The 1,823-nt window shown below is 70.1% G+C and carries 2 protein-coding genes; both read left to right on the top strand.

The annotated features are described in order from the left end of the window. Window positions 1–14 precede the first annotated feature (14 nt). Window positions 15–800 (top strand): electron transfer flavoprotein subunit beta/FixA family protein, encoded by a 786-nt coding sequence (locus IE226_RS43530; RefSeq protein WP_190087074.1) that lies wholly within the window; start codon window positions 15–17, stop codon window positions 798–800. Window positions 801–860: 60 nt separating this feature from the next. Further along, window positions 861–1,823, top strand: coding sequence for an electron transfer flavoprotein subunit alpha/FixB family protein (locus tag IE226_RS43525; RefSeq protein ID WP_190087073.1), 963 nt, complete (start codon window positions 861–863; stop codon window positions 1,821–1,823).

Raw genomic sequence — 1,823 nt, 5'->3', positions numbered from 1 at the left:
GTAGGAGAGCCGGCGTGAGCTTGAGGATCGTTGTCACCGTGAAGTACGTGCCCGACGCCACCGGCGACCGGCATTTCGCCGATGACCTGACCGTCGACCGGGATGACGTCGATGGCCTGCTGTCGGAGCTGGACGAGTATGCGGTCGAGCAGGCGTTGCAGATCGCGGACGAGGCGGATGACGCGGAGATCACCGTGTTGACGGTGGGTCCGGAGGATGCCAAGGACGCGTTGCGCAAGGCGCTGTCGATGGGTGCGGACAAGGCCATCCACGTGGAGGACGACGACCTGCACGGCACCGACATCATCGGCACCTCGCTGGTGCTGGCGAAGGCGATCGAGAAGGCCGGCTACGACCTGGTGATCTCCGGCATGGCGTCCACCGACGGCACCGCCGGAGTGGTGCCCGCCCTGCTTGCCGAGCGCCTGGGGGTGCCGCAGGTGACGCTGCTCTCCGAGGTGTCCGTGGCGGACGGCGTCGTCCGGGGCCGCCGCGACGGGGATGCGGCCTCCGAGCAGCTGGAGGCCTCGCTGCCGGCGGTGGTGTCGGTGACCGACCAGTCGGGCGAGGCGCGCTACCCCTCCTTCAAGGGCATCATGGCCGCCAAGAAGAAGCCGGTCGAGGCCTGGGATCTTTCGGATCTGGACCTGGAGGCCGCCGAGGTGGGCCTGGAGGGTGCCTGGACGAAGGTCGATTCGGCCACCGAGCGTCCCGCGCGCAGTGCGGGCACGATCGTCAAGGACGAGGGCGAGGGCGGCAAGCAGCTGGCCGAGTTCCTCGCGGGCCAGAAGTTCATCTGAGCCCCGCCACCCCTTCTCATCCGCCCCCTCTTCGTCGTTTCTGCAGGAGATTGAAGTCCCATGGCTGAAGTTCTCGTCTATGTCGATCACGTGGACGGTGCCGTCCGCAAGCCCACCCTGGAGCTGCTGACGCTGGCCCGCCGGCTCGGCGAGCCGGTCGCCGTCGCGCTGGGCACCAACGCCGCCGACACCGCTGCGGCGCTGGCCGAGCACGGCGCGGTCAGGGTCCTGACCAACGAGGCCGCCGAACTGGCCGACTACCTGGTCGTGCCGAAGGTGGACGCGCTGCAGGCCGCCTATGCGGCGGTGTCGCCGGCCGCGGTGCTGGTGCCCTCCTCCGCCGAGGGCAAGGAGATCGCCGCGCGTCTGGCGCTGCGTGTCAAGGGCGGCCTGATCACCGATGCCGTCGACCTGGAGGCCGACGGGCAGGGCCCGGTGGCCACCCAGTCGGCGTTCGCCGCGTCCTACACCACCAAGTCCCGCATCACCACCGGCACGCCGGTGATCACGGTCAAGCCCAACAGTGCCGCGGTGGAGGCCGCCCCGGCCGCCGGCGCCGTGGAGGCGCTTGAGGTGTCCTTCTCGGCGCAGGCCACCGGCACCAAGGTGGTCGCGCGGACGCCGCGTGAGTCGACCGGGCGTCCGGAGCTGACCGAGGCCGCCATCGTGGTCTCCGGCGGGCGCGGGGTGAACGGCGCGGACAACTTCCACCTCATCGAGTCGCTCGCCGACTCGCTGGGGGCGGCGGTGGGTGCCTCGCGGGCCGCGGTGGACGCGGGCTGGTACCCGCACTCCAACCAGGTCGGCCAGACCGGCAAGAGCGTCTCGCCGCAGCTGTACATCGCCTCGGGTATCTCCGGTGCGATCCAGCACCGGGCGGGCATGCAGACCTCCAAGACGATCGTGGCGATCAACAAGGACGCCGAAGCCCCGATCTTCGAACTGGTCGACTACGGCGTGGTCGGCGACCTCTTCGACGTCGTCCCCGCCCTCACCGAAGAGGTCAACACCCGCAAGGGCTGA

The organism is Streptomyces longisporoflavus, from assembly GCF_014649775.1.
GTDB lineage: Bacteria > Actinomycetota > Actinomycetes > Streptomycetales > Streptomycetaceae > Streptomyces > Streptomyces longisporoflavus.
Note: the sequence above shows the minus strand (reverse complement) of the source record. Positions and strands in the feature narration are given on the sequence as shown.